The organism is bacterium (genome assembly GCA_039961635.1).
In the GTDB taxonomy this organism is placed as follows: Bacteria; 4484-113; 4484-113; order JAGGVC01; family JAGGVC01; genus JABRWB01.
On sequence record JABRWB010000037.1, the window covers coordinates 1 to 15,763 of the forward strand.

Here is a 15,763-nt window from a genome sequence, read left to right on the forward strand (position 1 = left end):
CGGTATCCGCTGAATCCAAATCTTCGGAATCCGCGGCCTTTGTTTCATCCGGCCCGGCCGGAGCGCCGCCGTCCCCGTTCTCGAAGCTTGCGCCGTCGTGGCGCAGCCCCGCGGGATATTCTAGCTTGAGCTCGCGGACGACGGCCAGCGCAGCGTCAAGCTGGGTGCGCCCGCCGTCAATCAGCAAAAGCGTATCGGGGAAATGCCACTTGTCGTCGGAGAGAAACCGCAGGAGGCGGCGGCGCAGCACTTCGGAGAGCGCCTTCAGGTCGTCGCCGGCGGTCTTGCCGCGGATCGTGAAGCTGCGGTAGGCGCGGTTGTCTGGCGAGCCGTCCGTGAATACGACCATGCTGCCGACGGTCTCCTTGCCGCGATGGTGGCTGATGTCGTAACCCTCGATGCGGCGTGGATAGAACGGAAGCGAGAGAAGCTCCTTGACGCGGGAGACGCCGGGGGTGATCACGAACTCGCCGGGGGCGCGCAGCAGCCGGGATTTAAGGCGCTCGGCGGCGTTTTCCATCACCATCCGCACGAGATCCGCACGGGGGCCGCGCCGCGGGACTTTCAGATGGACGCTTCGGCCGAGGAGGGAGGTCAGCCATTCGGCGGCGGCGGGCGCGGCGGGGATTTCGAGCGGCAGCAGGATCTCCGGCTGGATGTGCTCGCGGTTGGAGTAATACTGCTGGATGAAGCTGGCGAGGATGACGCCGGGCTCCTCCTCCAGCTCGTTCTCCATCTTGAATTCTAGCTCGCCCAAGACGCGGCCGCCGCGGACGGGCAACACCATCACGACGGCGGTTTTTTCGGAATAGGCATAGCCGAGCGCGTCGAAGAAGTCGTCCGGGCGGCCCCAGAGCCGGTGGCGGTCGCGGGTGCGCTTCACGGCATAGAGGACGTCGCGGAACCGGGCGGCGGCTTCGTAGCGGCGGGCTTCGCTGGCTTCGTACATCATCCGCTCGATCTCGGACTGGACTTCGGATTCGCTGCCGGAGAAAAACTTGATCGCCTGGCGGACTAAGCCGCCGTAGTCGTCACGGTTTATCAGGTCGGCGCAAGGGCCGCTGCAGAGCTTGAGGTGGTAGTCAAGGCAGGGCTTGGGGATGAACTTCTTGCCGTCGAGGTCAAGGGAGCAGGTTCGCAGGTTGAACAGGTTCGATATGAACCGAAGCGCCATCCGCATCGCGTTGACGCTGGTGTACGGCCCGAAATACCGGCTGCCGTCGTCGGCGACGCTGCGCGTGACGAGCAGGCGCGGATACGGCTCGTTCGTCGTGATTTTTATATACGGGTATTCCTTGTCGTCCTTCAACAGGATGTTGTATTTCGGCTGGAACTGCTTGATGAGGCTCGCTTCGAGGATGAATGCTTCGTTTTCGGTACGCGTCAGCATCACGTCGAAGTCTTCCAGGCGCCCGAGCATGTACTCGATATTCGGCCCGTGCTTGGGCGATTTGTTGAAATAGGACGACACGCGGTCGCGCAGCGAGAGCGCCTTTCCGATGTAAAGTATGCGGCCGCGCTTGTCCCGCATCCGGTACACGCCGGGCGCGTCGGGAAGGCTGCGCACCTTCTCCAGAATTTCGGGCGGCCACTCTCGGAAACGTCCCACGGCGGCATTATACCCGCCGGCGCTTGACAATGTGACGGATGTGTGCTATACGAGCGTTTGTCATGAAAGAAATCACCGACAACCAGAAAGTGATACTCGAAATCGTCGCCGAATTCATAGACGACGAGGGCTACCCCCCCACCATCCGCGACATCGCGGGCGCATACCAGTGCAGCGTGAAAGGCGCTTACGACCACGTTTTGGCGCTGGAAAAAAAAGGATACTTGGTGCGGGACAAGATGCGCAGCCGCGGCATCCTCTTGACAGACAAGGCAGACGTCGCGCTTGGCCGGATCGGGCGCGGCGCCGTGCCGCTGTACGGCGCGATCGCCGCGGGCGAGGCCATCTTCGCGGACGACAACGTGCTGGGAACGCTCAACTACCCGACGAGCCTTCCGGAGGGGGGGGAGTTCTTCGCCCTGCAGGTGAAGGGGGACTCGATGATGGGCGCGGGCATCTTCGACGGGGACACGGTCGTCATCCGCAAGCAGCCCAAGGTGCTCTCCGGCGAAATCGCCGCGTGCCTTATCGAAGACGAAGCGACGCTCAAGCAGGTGATATATAAAGAGGGCAAGGTCATCCTGCGCTCGCACAACCCCAAGTACCGCGACCGGGAGCTCAAGGAAAAGGAGCTGCGCGTCCTCGGCAAGCTCCACGCGCTGTTCAGACAGTATTAGCAGGGGCAATTTTCTGAATTTGCTCCCGCGGGCTTTTCGGCTTCCTGCATTTTCCGCCTATAAATCCGAGCCTGCATCCTGACGTACTCGGCAAGCGACTTCGCCTTGATCGGGTCCGAAACAAACTCCCGGAACTGGCGTTCTGCTTCCATCCGGGCGACCGCAATCTGAACCGCCAACTCGATTGTTTCCTCGTCAAGATCGAATCGTCCATTTATCGATTCTGGTTTCTCAGGCACATGCATTCAGAACTTCCTCCAGCCGGTGATAAATCCGGGTAAACTTGGAATTATGATCGCTCGGAATGAACGGATTACCCGTCTCTGTGAAGTTGACTGCCGGACACCCACTGGAGCAACGGTCCGCAATGTCGCAATCCCTGCATTTTGATCTCAATTGAAGGTTATCCCAGTTGAGTGCGTACCGTTCGCGCAAGTTTGTTATGCCTTCGAAGATATTGCCTAATACGAAAATGCCGTTGCCGTTGTTGCAGCCCTGAATCTTGGCACATCCAGTAATCGTGCCTGCCGGATCAACTGAAAGCCTTCCCCTGCCCGCGCCGCAACCCCATTGGCCCCTTTTGCGATCCTGAGGCTTTTCGGTGTCGTACTCGAAAATGGTCAGCCGGATGGGCGCCTTTTTCGCCTTCATTTCGTTGTGATATTGGGCAACCTTTAACATTTGCTCTTCATAGGCCGTTATTTCCTCGTCTTTCCACTCAACCCCCGTCGCCGCGCCTATGATAAACTGGTTAACGCCGCACTCGAAAAGACATTTCACACCCTCGGCCAAATCGCAAACAGTGTCGGGATTAACCGTAACACGCGCTCCTTGCCATGGTTGATAGCGCTTCAACTCTGGAAGCCGTGACGTTATCAATTTCCATGTCGGTGCGCCGTCGGCAAAATGTCGGTATTTATTATGCGAATGCTCGGAACCGTCAATGGAAAGCAGATATTTAATTTGCATACCTGCCAGGCGCTCGGCCATGGTCTGGTCAAGCAGCGTTCCGTTCGTCGTCAGCGAAAAGCCTGGAGTTTTTCCTTGCTTCGAGCATATTCCCCTGTACAGCGCCGTTGCATGCTCAATCAGGCCTATCTCAATTAGTGGCTCGCCGCCTATATATGTAACCTGCGGATTCAAATGACGGCAATACTCGCTGTGAAACGCAACAGCGCGCTCCAACACATCCGGAGACATGGATCTGGGTTGCTTCTTTTCCATGAAGCAGTAGGTGCAATACAGGTTGCACTTGGTCGTCATGATCATGTCCAAGTGCATGACGGGTGGCATCATGCGCTTATTGATGAAGGTGTCAAAGGAATTCACAACATGGCCTCGAACTATGGCTATAAGTGGTACATCACCACTGAACACACATGTGTTTCGTTTCCGCAATCGTACCTCTCGCAGTCAAATCCTTCCGGATGGTCTTCGTCGCACTCGAACTTGTGATCGTCAATGTCGCAGGCGAAAATTTCGTACACAAGATACGGAGGACCCGATCCTGCGCATTTGCCGCAATGGTATGCGTTGTCCGCGCAATGGAACTTAGTCCCGTTGTTCCCGCAATTAAAGGTGTCCTGACCTTCCGCATTCCTGCAAGTAAAGCTTGGGGAAGTTGCACCTGCCTTCCCACAAGAAAACATAGAGTGCGTTGTACATAAAAAATGCGTAGCCTGCTCATCCTCCGCACTGCAGTGAAACTGCCACATGCATGAAAACACACCCGGACCGGGGTCATCCGGTAATCCCTCTGGATCCCAAGTCTGAGAACAGGATGTGTCGCCGCCGGTGCAGTCATGGCCACCTTTGCAAGTAAACAAATTGTTGCAATTGAATATGTGCTTCTCCGAACAGTCGAAACTGTCTTCTGTGTCGTCATTGCAATCAAAACGAGTTCCGGGATAGCCACCGGGCAATTCCCCGCACGCGAAATCGTACTTGCTGCCATCGTCGCAGTCAAAATAAGTGCCATTTTCGCCTTCGCACTCAAACTTGTTTGTATCTTGAGATGCGTAGCATTTAAAAACGTCAGCTTCACACCGGAAGTTTTCCTGTTCATCGCAAGAAAAATCGTAATTTTCGTAACAAGTCGGTTCCGGTGCCGATGCACATTCGTAGTTTACCCCAGTGCATCCTCCGTAAACATCCAAACACCTAAACGATTGGTCATTGCACACAAAAAGGGGCTGCGATGAATCACAGGTAAAACTGGAAACACACGTATATGGACTTGGACCAGGACACATGGGGATGCCTTCAGGAGAAATGTTGCCACCTCTTGTCGTGACATCTTCTATTTTATGCGGCTGCGGATATTTGCTTCTGCAATTTTCCACAATCTGCATGATGCGATCCGAAAGCGCTATTGCAACAGCCATCTTCACCACAGCATTGGGGAAGTCCAAATTGCGGTCTTCCAAAGCCATTTCACTTGCCATCATCCTCTCCTTCTAAGCTGTTAACATTAATACCAAACCAGCTATGATACGGCCGGTAGATCGGATTATCCTGCACAAAATCCCTGCTTGATGAGTATGTTTCCGAGAATTCAATCCTTAGAATGTTGATCGCAACACCAGTCGAATCAGCCTCTAAGAAACTGACTGTATTTGGCCAATCCTCCAGCAGTGAACCTTGATCCTCCATCAGGCAAATCGCCGGTCCCGAATATTTTCTCCATAGCAAATCGAATTCCGATTGCAATTCATGGTTGCCCCTAAGCAAATCTAATGCTTGGGAAAACGAGCAGAACCGAAGCAAAATTAATGCCCCAACAAAATCCGTGCAATAATCTCTAGAATTAATCGCATCAGCAGAAGCATAGTCCCATCGGCTTGCACCTGCTGTCGGAACTGGCTCCATCCTCTTCATAGGATTGGCTAATGTAGAATCATATTGCTCGACATCGGTGAGAAACTCATAGATGGCACTAAGGTCGGATTTAATGCCATATCCATACAAGGCCCGACAGCAAGTATTCGACCAGAATTGTGAATAGCGTTGTCCGGAAATCTCGGTCGAATTCGCGGGCGCATCTTGCACCATTACTACCTGCACTAGAAGTAGCAGAAAAACAAAGACAAGGTTGACACTGTGACTCAGTTTCAACTGCCTTTTTCCAAGAAGCATATACCCAGCACACTCCTTTGGCCTTTCCAACCGATTGCCATTATACCCGGAACCGAGGTGCTTGTCAAGCGAAAAAGCCACTTACGACAAAAAAAAAAAATCGGATGTCATATGTTGGCATTCAGGAGCAAAATTACCTGATTATTTTTCCTTTATTCACGCCAAGCTCCAGTTTTCACAAGGCCGCGAGACTCCAATTTAACGACAATCTTTAGACTTGCGCTGGAGGATTTTGTTGCATCGCAAGCAAAAACCTGTCCGAAATTGCGCCCTTTAAGGGGGATTCGCCAATCTGGAGATCGGCAGTATATGCAGTGGGGAAATATTGCGGAGTGCTTTACCTAATGAAACAAAGCGCAGGCATGGCCTGCGCACTCCTTAAAGCAAAGCCGCTAGTCCGTATGCACAACCCGCCCCGCTACCATCGTCGCGGCGCAGGTTTCGTGGCCCGTCACGATCTCGCGGATCACTTCGTCCGCGCTTTCGCCCGCGACGCCGGGCCAGACTGTCAGGTCGCCGATGCATCCGAGGCGCACGCGGCCGAGGTCGTGGTGCAGCCCGAGCGGACGCAGGCCGTTGATCGTAATCATGTCGAACAACGCGGCCAGCGGCATATCCGGGAACGTTTCAAGCACCAGCCGAGCCTCGTGCAGCACCGAAAGCCTGTCGTTCGACGCGTACGAGTCGGTGCCGAGCGCGACGCACAATCCCGCGCGCATATACGTCTCGACGGGATGCTTCGGATGCCGGAAGTAGCGGTGGCTCTTGGGGCAGTAGACCGGAGTCAGCCCGCTTTTCGCAAGGTAGTAAAGGTCGTTTTCTTCCCAGTAATTCAAATGAATCCCGTAGGTGCGCCGACCCAGCATTCCGAGCCGGTAGTAATATTCGACCGGCGTCATCCCCGCGCCCTGCCAGTGGGGATCGTGCGCGTCGCCTTTTTTGAGCAGGCGCTCGATGTCCTCGTTGCCGGTGCGGATAAACTCTATTTCGGCGCGCATCTCCGACAGGTGCGTCGATATCGGCCGCCGCCAGGAATCCGCGAGGCTTTTGCATGCTAGCGCGATTTCCTTGGACGCGGTGTAGGGCGCGTGCACCGCGAAGCTGTACGCGGTGTGCGCGGCGAGCTTTTTTATGTCCGGCTCGTGGTTGTTGAACTCGAACATTTCCCGCATCGGGAAATAACGAAGGCCGGTGGCGCGGACGCGCGCGATCGGCACGTCCATCGTGTAATGATCCACGAGCGTGGTAGTGCCTGTAGAAAACATCTCGCGTATGGATGGAAACGGGTCGGGAACGGGAGGATTGGGGCCGAATTTGATATCGCGGATGGACTGAAGCCAGTCGATGAAATTGCCGTTGTAGCCGATCCTGCCCTTGCACCAGTCCAGTTCAAGATGACAGTGCGAGTTGATGAAGCCGGGAAGCACCGCCGCGTTCGGAAAATCCAGCACGCGGTCGCCGGAATTGCGGGAAACGAGCGCGTTGAAATCGCCGATTTCGGAAATCCTGCCCCTGCTCACGCGCACGGACTTGCCGCGCAGGAGCGTGCGGCTGTCGGAAAGCACAGACTTGGCCCGAACGATGGTTCCCATGCCGGCGATTGGCGGATTTTTAATTATATCACGGCGAGCCGGACGCGCCCGGTCAGGCGCGCACGCGCCGCAGCGCGGCCTTGATCAGCTCCGCCGCATCCGCGCCCGCGCCGACTTCGTCCTCCGCTTCGGATACGGCTTTCAGCGCCGCGCGGTTGGGGAATCCGAGCTGCAAAAGCGCGGCGACCGCGGTTTTAAAAGCGCCGTCGGCCGCCTCTGCGGACGGGGCCTGCTCCCTGCCCTTGCGCGGCGGCTCGGTGAGCGCGGCGAGCTCGCCGATTTTGTCGCGCAGTTCGACGATTATTTTTTCCGCGAGTTTCGCCCCGACGCCGGGCGCCGCGGTGAGAAGCCGCGATTCGCCGGTCGCGATCGCGCGCGCGACCGCGGGCGCGGAAAGCGAAACGAGTGAAAGCGCGATCTTAGGCCCTACGCCGCTCGCGGTCAGGAGCAGCCTGAAAAGGTCGCGTTCCTCCGCGGTCGCGAATCCGTAAAACGCGAGTTTTTCCGCCGTAATCGCAAGGTGCGTGTATACGCGCACGCTGTCCCCCGCCGAAAAATGCGCGTCGCATCCCGGCGCGGCCGCAAGCTCGAAACAAACCGGGCCGACTTCCAGCTCCAAACGGCCGGCGCGGTCAACGGAAATCACGACTCCGTCCAGATGCGAAATCATGCCGTCACCCTTTCGCGGCGCTTGAACGCGTGGCACAGCGCGACCGCGACCGCGTCTATTTCGTCGTCTGCCAATTTTTTCACGTCGAGACCTGTAAGACGCGCGACCATGAACGCGACCTGCGACTTGTCCGCCTGGCCGTTGGACGTTATCGCCTGCTTGACCGCGACGGGCTTGTATTCGAACACCGGAAGTCCGGCCTGCGCGGCCGCGAGCAAAATCACGCCGCGCGCCTGCGCGACGCCGATTGCGGTTTTAACGTTTCTTGAGAAATAAATTTCCTCGACCGCGACCGCTTCCGGGAAATAATCAACTATTGCCTGGCGGACGCATTCATGTATCAAGGCCAGCCGCTCGGCGAAATCGCATTCAGGATTTGTTTCTTCAAGCGCGCTGTACGCAAGCGACACCGTGCTTCCCGCGTAGTCCACTACGGCAAGCCCCATCCTGTGATAACCAGGGTCGATGCCGAGGACGCGCACTATCCGGCCGCCTTCTCCAAGATTTCGTCGTCCATCTCCCAGTTGGCCGAAACGCTTTGAACATCGTCCAGGTCTTCGAGCGAATCCATCAGCCTGAGCAACTGCGACGCCGTTTTCTCGTCGCTGATGGGAACCGTACTTTTGGGCACAAGTACGAGATCGGCGGCGTTCAACTCGATTTCCTTGCTTTCGAAAAACTGGCGCGCAGCGCCGAAGCACTCCGGCTTGCTGGTTACGACGTAAACATCGCCTTCCAGAGAATAGTCGTCGGCGGGGGATTCGAGAACTAGTTCCATAATCGAGTCTTCGTCGAAACCTTCGGCCGGTATTTCGAATCGCCCCTTGCGCTCGAACATCCAGGAAACGCATCCCGTTTCTCCCAGGTTTCCTCCCGACTTTGAAAACGCGTGACGAATATCGGATACCGCGCGATTGCGGTTATCCGTAAGCGCCTCGACGATCACCGCGACGCCTCCCGGGCCGTACCCTTCGAAAATAATCGTTTCGTACTTCGTGCCGCCCGCGCCGCCGGAGCCGCGGGCAATCGCGCGCTCGACCGTATCCTTGGGCATATTGGCGGCGCGCGCCTTTTCCAGCATCGTCTTGAGCGCGGCGTTGTTCTCCTCGTTCGCGCCGCCTTCACGCACCGCCACGACGATGTCGCGGATGATTTTGCTGAAGAGCGCACCGCGTTTTGCGTCCTGCGCGCCCTTGCGATGTTTGATGCTTGACCATTTGTTGTGACCGCTCATACCCTTACACCATCCAACCGATTCTACCGCGGATTCCGCGTGTCGCTAGCGCGCGTATTCCACCTCGCGCACCTCGCGGATCAGCGTCACCTTGATCATCCCGGGGTATTCGAGCTCCTGCTCGATTTGCCGCGATATCTTGCGGCAGAGATCCCAGGCAAGCACGTCGTCCACCACATCGGGCTTGACAAGCACCCGAAGCTCCCGTCCCGCCTGGATCGCGAACGCTTTGTCCACGCCCGTGAACTTGCTCGCAACCTCCTCCAGCTTGGTCAGGCGCTGAATATAACTTTGCAGCGCCTCGCCGCGCGCGCCGGGCCGCGACGCGGACAATGCGTCGGCAACCTGAACGATCGCCGCCTCCAGCGTCATCTCGATGTCGCCATGATGCGCGCCTATCACGTTGCACACGATCGGATTTTCATTGTATTTGCGTGCAAATTCCATGCCCGCGGCCGGGTGGCTTCCTTCCTGCTCCGCGACTATCGCCTTGCCGATATCGTGCAACAAACCGCCGCGCTTCGCGTATTTCGGCTTGATACCAAGCTCGGCAGCGATCAGCCCGGATAGGTGCGCGACTTCCACCGAGTGTTTTAACACGTTTTGGCCGTAACTGGTGCGGAATTTGAGCTTTCCGAGAAGCTTGATTATTTCCGGATGGACGCCGCTGATTCCAGTCTGAAAGCACGCTTCCTGACCGGCCTGCCAAACTATCTCCTCCACCTCTTGCTGCACTTTTTCAACGATTTCTTCCACTTTGGCCGGGTGGATTCGGCCGTCGGTAACGAGACGCTCCAAGGATAGGCGCGCGATTTCGCGCCTCACGGGATCGAAACAGGAAAGCACGACAACGCCCGGAGTATCATCGATAATCACGTCCACTCCGGTCGCGGCCTCGATAGAGCGGATGTTCCTGCCCTCGCGCCCGATTATCCTGCCTTTCATTTCGTCGTTCTTGAGCGTGATAGTGGAAATGATCGCTTCGCTGTAATGGTCTACCGTCGTACGCTGCATGGCTTCGACGATAAGCTGGCGCGCGCGCGCCGCCGCGTTCTGCCGCGCCTCCTCCTCGAGTTCGCGCGTCATCTTGGCGATTTCGTATTCCGACTGCTCGCGCGCCTTGGCGAGAACGATGCTCTGGGCTTCGTCCTTGCTCATTCCCGCGATTTTTTCCAAAAGGCCTTCGACTTCGGACCGCCGCGCTTCCGCTTCGCGATCCTTCGCTTCGGCATCCTCAAGCGTCTTGTCGGCCTGCTGAAGCTTGCGCTCCAGCCGATCCAAATTTTTCTGAAGTCGTTCTTCCTGGCGGTAGAGCGACTTTTCCTTGTTCTTTATTTCGCGCTCCAGGTCTTTGGCTTCCCGTTGCGCCTGCTGAACTATCCTCTGGGCTTCTTCCTTCCCGTCCGCTATGCGTTTCTTGGCTTCTGCGGATGCCCTTTCGAGCTCCATCTTCGCTTTCTCGGTAGCTTCTCCAAGAATCTTTTCCGCTCTTCGGCGGTTTAGGACGGGACAAGTCAGGAAGTGCCCGATCGCCGCGCCTATTATGAACCCCAAAAGGCTCAAGGCGCCTATCAGTACACCTGGCATAACACACCGCCTGTCTTGAATGATTGATCACGTTCATTTCCCCGGTCAGGCTTCCGCCTCGGTCGCGCCGGCTTCGGTGACGATCTCGATGCCGGCCTTTTCCAGGATTTTGCCGCGGATTTCGGCGAAGAGCTTGGGATCGTCCGCAAGCACCTGCTTCGCGTTTTCCCTTCCTTGGCCGAGCTTCTCGTCGCCGTAGTTGTACCAGGAGCCGCTCTTCGTAACGACACCCATTTCCACGGCCAAATCCAGCAAATCCCCGGTACGCGAAATCCCCTGACCGAAAATAATGTCGAACCGCGCGCGCTTGAACGGCGGCGCGACCTTGTTTTTTGCGATCTTGCCTTCGACGATATTGCCTATAACCTCGTTGCCGACCTTTACGCTGTCCACCCGCCGCACTTCGATCCGCACGGAAGAGTAGAATTTAAGAGCGCGCCCGCCGGGCGTGGTCTCGGGATTGCCGAAGACGATTCCTATTTTCTCACGTACCTGATTGATGAAAATCAGAATCGTGTTGGACTTATGGACGATCGCGGTCAACTTGCGAAGCGCCTGGCTCATCAGGCGCGCCTGGAGCCCCATGTGCGCGTCTCCCATCTCGCCCTCGATTTCCGCCTTCGGGACGAGAGCGGCGACGCTGTCCACTGCGATAACGTCTATCGCGCCGCTTCGCACCAGCATCTCGCAAATCTCGAGCGCCTGCTCTCCGGTATCCGGCTGTGAAATCAGCAGCTCGTCAATGTTCACGCCCAGCCTTGCCGCGTATTCGGGATCGACAGCGTGCTCCGCGTCGATAATCGCGGCGCGGCCGCCCAGCTTTTGCGCCTCCGCGATGCAATGAAGCGCAAGCGTGGTTTTGCCTCCCGCCTCCGGCCCGTAAATCTCCACGATTCTTCCGCGCGGCAATCCGCCCACTCCAAGAGCGAGATCCAGCGCAAGGCTGCCCGTGGAAATGACCGCGGTCCGCACGATCGGCTTTTCGCCGAGCTGCATTATCGAACCTTTTCCGAACTGCCGCTCGATCTGGGCTTTCGCAGCTTCAAGCGCCTTGTCCTTGTCAGCTTTCGAACTCATTCCTATCTCCTTGCGTACGAACGATTAATTCAACTGCACGAAAAACACCAGCAAATCCGATGCTAATTCAGGTTTTTGCAGCGCCCGCAGCCGACTGGAAACCCTCCAGCAGCATTTCGAGCGCCTTTTTTGCGGCCTGAATCCGCACTTGGTTGCGATCACCTGCAAAAACGAATCGGCGGGAATCCGCGCCGCGCGGACAAGCCGTTGCAATGTAAACGAGTCCGACGGGCTTTTCCTCGGTGCCTCCGTCCGGACCGGCAATGCCGGTGGTCGCCACCGCGAACGAAGCACCGAACGCCTTTCGCGCTCCCTGGGCCATCTGCTCCGCGACAGCCGCGTCAACCGCGCCGTTTCGCTCGATCAACTCGGGATCAACTTCAAGCAGGGCCGTTTTTGCTTCATTCGCGTACGCGACGACGCCGCCCTTGAAATAGGCGCTGGAACCCGGAACGGATGTGATTGCGGCCGCGATTTTCCCGCCCGTGCAGGATTCGGCAACCGCAAGCGTCGCGCCCGTACCGGTCAGGATCTTATGAAGCCTGGCCGCGAGTTCGGCAACCTCGTTCATTTCACTCCTTTTCCGGAGAGGAAAAGACCGCGGGCCGCCGGGCCGACGAGTTCAGCCTATGAACGCCGCTTCAAGATCGTAAGGATGCGCTTTGGTTATGCGCACAAGCGCAAATTCCCCGGTGGGCCTTCGCTCCCGCGAATGCACGTAAGTGACGCCGTCGATTTCGTGCGCGTCACGATAGCTCCTGCCGAGGTACACATAGCCCTTCCCGTCGACCTTCCTTCGCTCATAGATCAATATCCTGGACGTTTGACCGACCAGTTGCTCGTTCTTCAGCCTAGCAACCTCCTGCTGCGCCTGCATCAGAAGGTTACGCCGCGCTTGCTTCTCCTCCTCGGAGATAGCTTCGTTCTCCTGGTACGCAGGAATGCCGGGATGATTCGAGAAGGGGAACACCCCTAAACGATCGATGAAGCCTTCCTTGACGAACTCCAAAAGTTCGCGGAAATGCGCTTCGGTTTCACCCGGATAACCCACAACCAGGTTTGTACGTATAATCGCGCCGGGAACTTCCCGGCGAATCGTCGAAAGACAACCGATTATAGCACGCTTGTCGCCGATCCGGCGCATGGCGCGCAAAATATCGTCGCTGACATGCTGTATCGGGATGTCAAAATATGGCAAAAGCCGCTCGGGATTGGCCGCAACCTGCGCTAAAACGGCGTTTGTGACCTTGTTTGGGTACAAATACATCGTCCTGACCCAGAAATCGCCCGGAATCGCGGCCAATCGCGCGTAAAGCGCGGGCAAATCCTCGCCGTCGGCGCGCCTGTCCTTGCCGAAATGCGTGCTGTCCTGGCTTATAAGCACGATTTCGCGGACGCCCGAAGCGACCAGCGCCTCGACTTCGCCTGCAATGCTCGCGATCGTCCGGCTGCGGAATCTGCCGCGGATGCTAGGTATGCAGCAGAATTGGCAGGTGTGGTTGCAGCCCTCGGCGATCTTGACGTAGGCCATCCCCGGCGGGGTGCTGCGGATCCGCGGCCCGGCACCGTCGTAAAGGAAGCTCGGAAGCGGGACGCTCTGCCCGACGGTGATCCGCTCGCCGTGCTCCAGCTCCTCAAGCACTTCGGGAAGCTTCATCACGTCGTTCGGCGTCATGAATGCGTCGACGAACGGGTACTTCTCGGCCGCTTTGTCCTTCATGTATTGCGGGAGGCAGCCGGAGACAATCAGCCGGCTGCACCGGCCGTCGCGTTTGTAGCGCGCCGCGTCGCGGATGTTGCGGTCGGCTTCCTCGACCGCGGGGCCGATGAACGCGCAGGTGTTGACTACGAGGATGTCTGCTTCCTCTATACGGTTGGTTATGCGGAAGCCGCTGACCTCGGCCTGGCCGAGCATAAGCTCCAGATCGAGCTGATTCTTTGGGCAACCGAGGCTGATGAATCCGATCGTCCGGACGCGCGCGGGCTGCGCGGATTGCGCGCGTCGCTGGCCGGATTGAACATGTACCGGGTTCATAAGGTGGGTAAGGATAGCATTTGTCCCGCGGTCGGATCCTTGGTGGCCAAATGCAACACCCGCCCCGGCAATTTCGGTTATAATCAGTATGAAGGATTTGATGACCGAAATCGTATTCATGGTGGAAGAGGATCCGGACGGCGGATACTCCGCTTGCGCGGTCGGCCAAGCCATCTTCACGCAGGCTGACAGTTTGGAGGAACTTCACGAAATGGTGCGCGACGCAGTCAAATGCCATTTCGATGAGGATGATGGGATGCCGAGAGCAATCAGGCTGCATTTCGTGCGTGACGAAGTAATTGCTGTCTAGCAATTAAGCTTCCAAGAAATCTCTCTTCCGGTAAACTGATTGCCGCGCTTGAGCGACTAGGTTATAGGCGCATCAGGCAAGCTAGCAGCCATGTTTGACTAGCTCGAAACGGTCATAAAATTACTGTCCCTGCGCATAATCCCATCAAAACGAAAACGCTTTCCAGTATTATCAGGGAAGTAGCACAACATTTGGGGATGAGCAAAGAAGCGCTAATTGAACAAATCATCAACATCTGATTAATTGCATCGCGCGTTATGCGGTTGATTGTATCGAGTTAAGAAGACATTGGAAGGACTATTCCTCCAACCCCTTTATTTTTTCCACCCGCGCCTCGTGCCTGCCGCCTTCGAACTGTGCGCCAAGGAATATTTCGATCAGCTCCATCACGTCGTCGTGCGACTGGCGCTCGTTCGAGAACGTGATCACGTTCGCGTCGTTGTGTCGCTTTGCGTACTCCGCGATCCACCTGTCCCACAGCGGCGCGGCGCGCACGCCCTTAATCTTGTTCGCAGCGATGGCGACGCCCACCCCGCTGCCGCAGAACAGGATGCCGATGCTGCCGGGATCGGCCGCAACCTTGCGTCCAACGTCCGCGGCCTGGTCGGGATAGTCCACGCTTTCGGTAGTGTCCACGCCGCAGTTGACAACCTCGTGGCCCTGTTCCTGCAGCCATTGCATCACGTGCTTCTTTAGCGGGACACCGCGGTGATCGTTGCCGATGTAGATTTTCATAGGAAGTTAATTTTACCATCGGACCGGCGGCGCGAGCCCGGTTTGGCCATTATTCCAGCTCGGAGTAGAATATTTGTCGGTTTGTATCGCTGATTGATTTGAATTGGAAGCGAACGTAGCGCGAAAGTCAAAGAAGCAACGCGGCCTGGACGAGCTGGCCGGGGCGCTGGCGCGCGCGGGCGTCGAGTTCGAACGCGGCGTTCCGCTCGCCCCGTTCACTACTTTCAAAATCGGCGGGCCGGCGGGGATCGTCGCCTATCCGTACGATACAGACCAGGTTGCGGCCGCAGTTGCGTCGTCCGCGGCGCTCGGCGTGCCCTACATAGGCCTCGGCTGGGGATCGAACGTGCTGGTGGACGACGCGGGCTTTCCTGGGCTTGTCGTCACGACACGTAAGATGACGTATCTTGAGCGCGACGGCGCGGTCATTCGCGCGGGAGCGGGGGTGTGGCTGCCCGACGTGACCGAGTTCGCATTCGAAAACGGGCTATCCGGGATGGAGGAGCTTTGCGACGTGCCGGGCAGCCTGGGCGGCGGCGTGTATATGAACGCCGGGTGCTACGGCCGCTCCATCGGCGACATACTTATTGATGTGACCTGGGTGGAGCGCGACGGAACGGTCGTATCGAAAACACGCGACGCGGTTTACCTGGGATACCGCGAGAGCGAGTTCACCGGCACCGAAAGGCTGATAACCGAGCTTTCCATCGCGCTTACGCCGGGGAAGGACGCGGCGGCGATCCGCGCGCGGATGGACGAAATAAAAACCATCCGCTCGACGCGGTTTCCGCAGAATTACCCGAACTGCGGAAGCGTGTTCAAGCGAGTCGACCTGGACGCCGCGGCGCCGTTCGTGGAGAAAGACGGGACGGGCGCGTATTCGGCCGGCTATTACATAGAGCGCTGCGGACTCAAGAACGAAAGGCGCGGCAACGCGCAAATCAGCAGCTTGCACGCGAACTTCATCGTGAATTTGGGCGGCGCGACCGCGGCGGACGTACGCGCGTTGATCGAGCTGGCGCAGGCGCGCGTGAAGGAGCAATACGGCATCGAACTTGCAAGGGAAGTGAATTACTTGGATGCATCCGGGAGACATTGAGGG

At 57.5% G+C, this 15,763-nt stretch carries 17 protein-coding genes; 3 read left to right on the top strand and 14 right to left on the bottom strand.

Annotation, left to right across the window (positions count from 1 at the left end; translation table 11 throughout):
• Positions 1 to 1,609 (bottom strand): excinuclease ABC subunit UvrC (gene uvrC, locus HRF49_05590; protein MEP0814121.1); only part of this gene is annotated, 1,609 nt, incomplete at its 3' end.
• A 62-nt stretch (positions 1,610 to 1,671) separates the two neighbouring features.
• Between uvrC and lexA the strand changes: the two genes are divergently transcribed.
• The gene (gene lexA / locus HRF49_05595) at positions 1,672 to 2,286 is read left to right on the top strand and encodes a repressor LexA (GenBank protein MEP0814122.1); all 615 of its coding nucleotides are present in this window, start codon (positions 1,672 to 1,674) and stop codon (positions 2,284 to 2,286) included.
• On the opposite strand, the gene HRF49_05600 is transcribed toward lexA, so the two are convergent.
• The 12 genes from HRF49_05600 to rimO form a co-directional block, all read right to left on the bottom strand.
• Positions 2,283 to 2,525 (bottom strand): hypothetical protein, encoded by a 243-nt coding sequence (locus tag HRF49_05600; GenBank protein MEP0814123.1) that lies wholly within the window; start codon positions 2,523 to 2,525, stop codon positions 2,283 to 2,285. The genes lexA and HRF49_05600 overlap by 4 nt on opposite strands.
• Positions 2,518 to 3,663, bottom strand: a complete 1,146-nt coding sequence (locus HRF49_05605) for a radical SAM protein (GenBank protein MEP0814124.1) — start codon at positions 3,661 to 3,663, stop codon at positions 2,518 to 2,520. Before HRF49_05605 ends, HRF49_05600 begins: the two co-directional genes overlap by 8 nt.
• Entirely contained in the window at positions 3,636 to 4,733 is a 1,098-nt protein-coding gene (locus tag HRF49_05610; protein MEP0814125.1) for a hypothetical protein, read from the bottom strand. Before HRF49_05610 ends, HRF49_05605 begins: the two co-directional genes overlap by 28 nt.
• Complete coding sequence (locus HRF49_05615; GenBank protein ID MEP0814126.1) at positions 4,720 to 5,421, bottom strand: hypothetical protein; 702 nt, start codon at positions 5,419 to 5,421, stop codon at positions 4,720 to 4,722. Before HRF49_05615 ends, HRF49_05610 begins: the two co-directional genes overlap by 14 nt.
• Before the next feature lie 392 nt (positions 5,422 to 5,813).
• A complete protein-coding gene (locus HRF49_05620; GenBank protein ID MEP0814127.1) occupies positions 5,814 to 7,013 on the bottom strand; it encodes an amidohydrolase family protein in 1,200 nt (399 codons plus the stop codon).
• A gap of 52 nt (positions 7,014 to 7,065) precedes the next feature.
• Positions 7,066 to 7,683 carry a Holliday junction branch migration protein RuvA gene (locus HRF49_05625; GenBank protein ID MEP0814128.1) on the bottom strand — a complete coding sequence of 206 codons (618 nt, stop codon included), beginning with the start codon at positions 7,681 to 7,683 and terminating at the stop codon, positions 7,066 to 7,068.
• On the bottom strand, positions 7,680 to 8,165 hold the full coding sequence (gene ruvC / locus HRF49_05630; protein MEP0814129.1) for a crossover junction endodeoxyribonuclease RuvC: 486 nt from the start codon (positions 8,163 to 8,165) through the stop codon (positions 7,680 to 7,682). Before ruvC ends, HRF49_05625 begins: the two co-directional genes overlap by 4 nt.
• Positions 8,165 to 8,917, bottom strand: a complete 753-nt coding sequence (locus HRF49_05635; protein ID MEP0814130.1) for a YebC/PmpR family DNA-binding transcriptional regulator — start codon at positions 8,915 to 8,917, stop codon at positions 8,165 to 8,167. Before HRF49_05635 ends, ruvC begins: the two co-directional genes overlap by 1 nt.
• A gap of 45 nt (positions 8,918 to 8,962) precedes the next feature.
• Positions 8,963 to 10,504 (bottom strand): ribonuclease Y, encoded by a 1,542-nt coding sequence (gene rny / locus HRF49_05640; GenBank protein ID MEP0814131.1) that lies wholly within the window; start codon positions 10,502 to 10,504, stop codon positions 8,963 to 8,965.
• Positions 10,505 to 10,549: 45 nt separating this feature from the next.
• A complete protein-coding gene (gene recA / locus HRF49_05645; GenBank protein ID MEP0814132.1) occupies positions 10,550 to 11,581 on the bottom strand; it encodes a recombinase RecA in 1,032 nt (343 codons plus the stop codon).
• A gap of 67 nt (positions 11,582 to 11,648) precedes the next feature.
• Positions 11,649 to 12,152 carry a CinA family protein gene (locus tag HRF49_05650; GenBank protein ID MEP0814133.1) on the bottom strand — a complete coding sequence of 168 codons (504 nt, stop codon included), beginning with the start codon at positions 12,150 to 12,152 and terminating at the stop codon, positions 11,649 to 11,651.
• A 51-nt stretch (positions 12,153 to 12,203) separates the two neighbouring features.
• Positions 12,204 to 13,616 carry a 30S ribosomal protein S12 methylthiotransferase RimO gene (gene rimO / locus HRF49_05655; GenBank protein ID MEP0814134.1) on the bottom strand — a complete coding sequence of 471 codons (1,413 nt, stop codon included), beginning with the start codon at positions 13,614 to 13,616 and terminating at the stop codon, positions 12,204 to 12,206.
• Positions 13,617 to 13,716: 100 nt separating this feature from the next.
• On the opposite strand from rimO, the gene HRF49_05660 reads away from it, so the two are divergent.
• Positions 13,717 to 13,926: a 2-oxoisovalerate dehydrogenase gene (locus tag HRF49_05660; protein MEP0814135.1), complete on the top strand. Its 210-nt coding sequence runs from the start codon at positions 13,717 to 13,719 to the stop codon at positions 13,924 to 13,926.
• 297 nt (positions 13,927 to 14,223) lie between these two features.
• Here HRF49_05660 and HRF49_05665 read toward each other — a convergent pair whose 3' ends face one another.
• Positions 14,224 to 14,661, bottom strand: coding sequence for an RpiB/LacA/LacB family sugar-phosphate isomerase (locus HRF49_05665; GenBank protein ID MEP0814136.1), 438 nt, complete (start codon positions 14,659 to 14,661; stop codon positions 14,224 to 14,226).
• Positions 14,662 to 14,764: 103 nt separating this feature from the next.
• Here HRF49_05665 and murB point away from each other — a divergent pair, with 103 nt between their 5' ends.
• Positions 14,765 to 15,760 carry a UDP-N-acetylmuramate dehydrogenase gene (gene murB, locus HRF49_05670; GenBank protein MEP0814137.1) on the top strand — a complete coding sequence of 332 codons (996 nt, stop codon included), beginning with the start codon at positions 14,765 to 14,767 and terminating at the stop codon, positions 15,758 to 15,760.
• Positions 15,761 to 15,763: the final 3 nt, after the last annotated feature.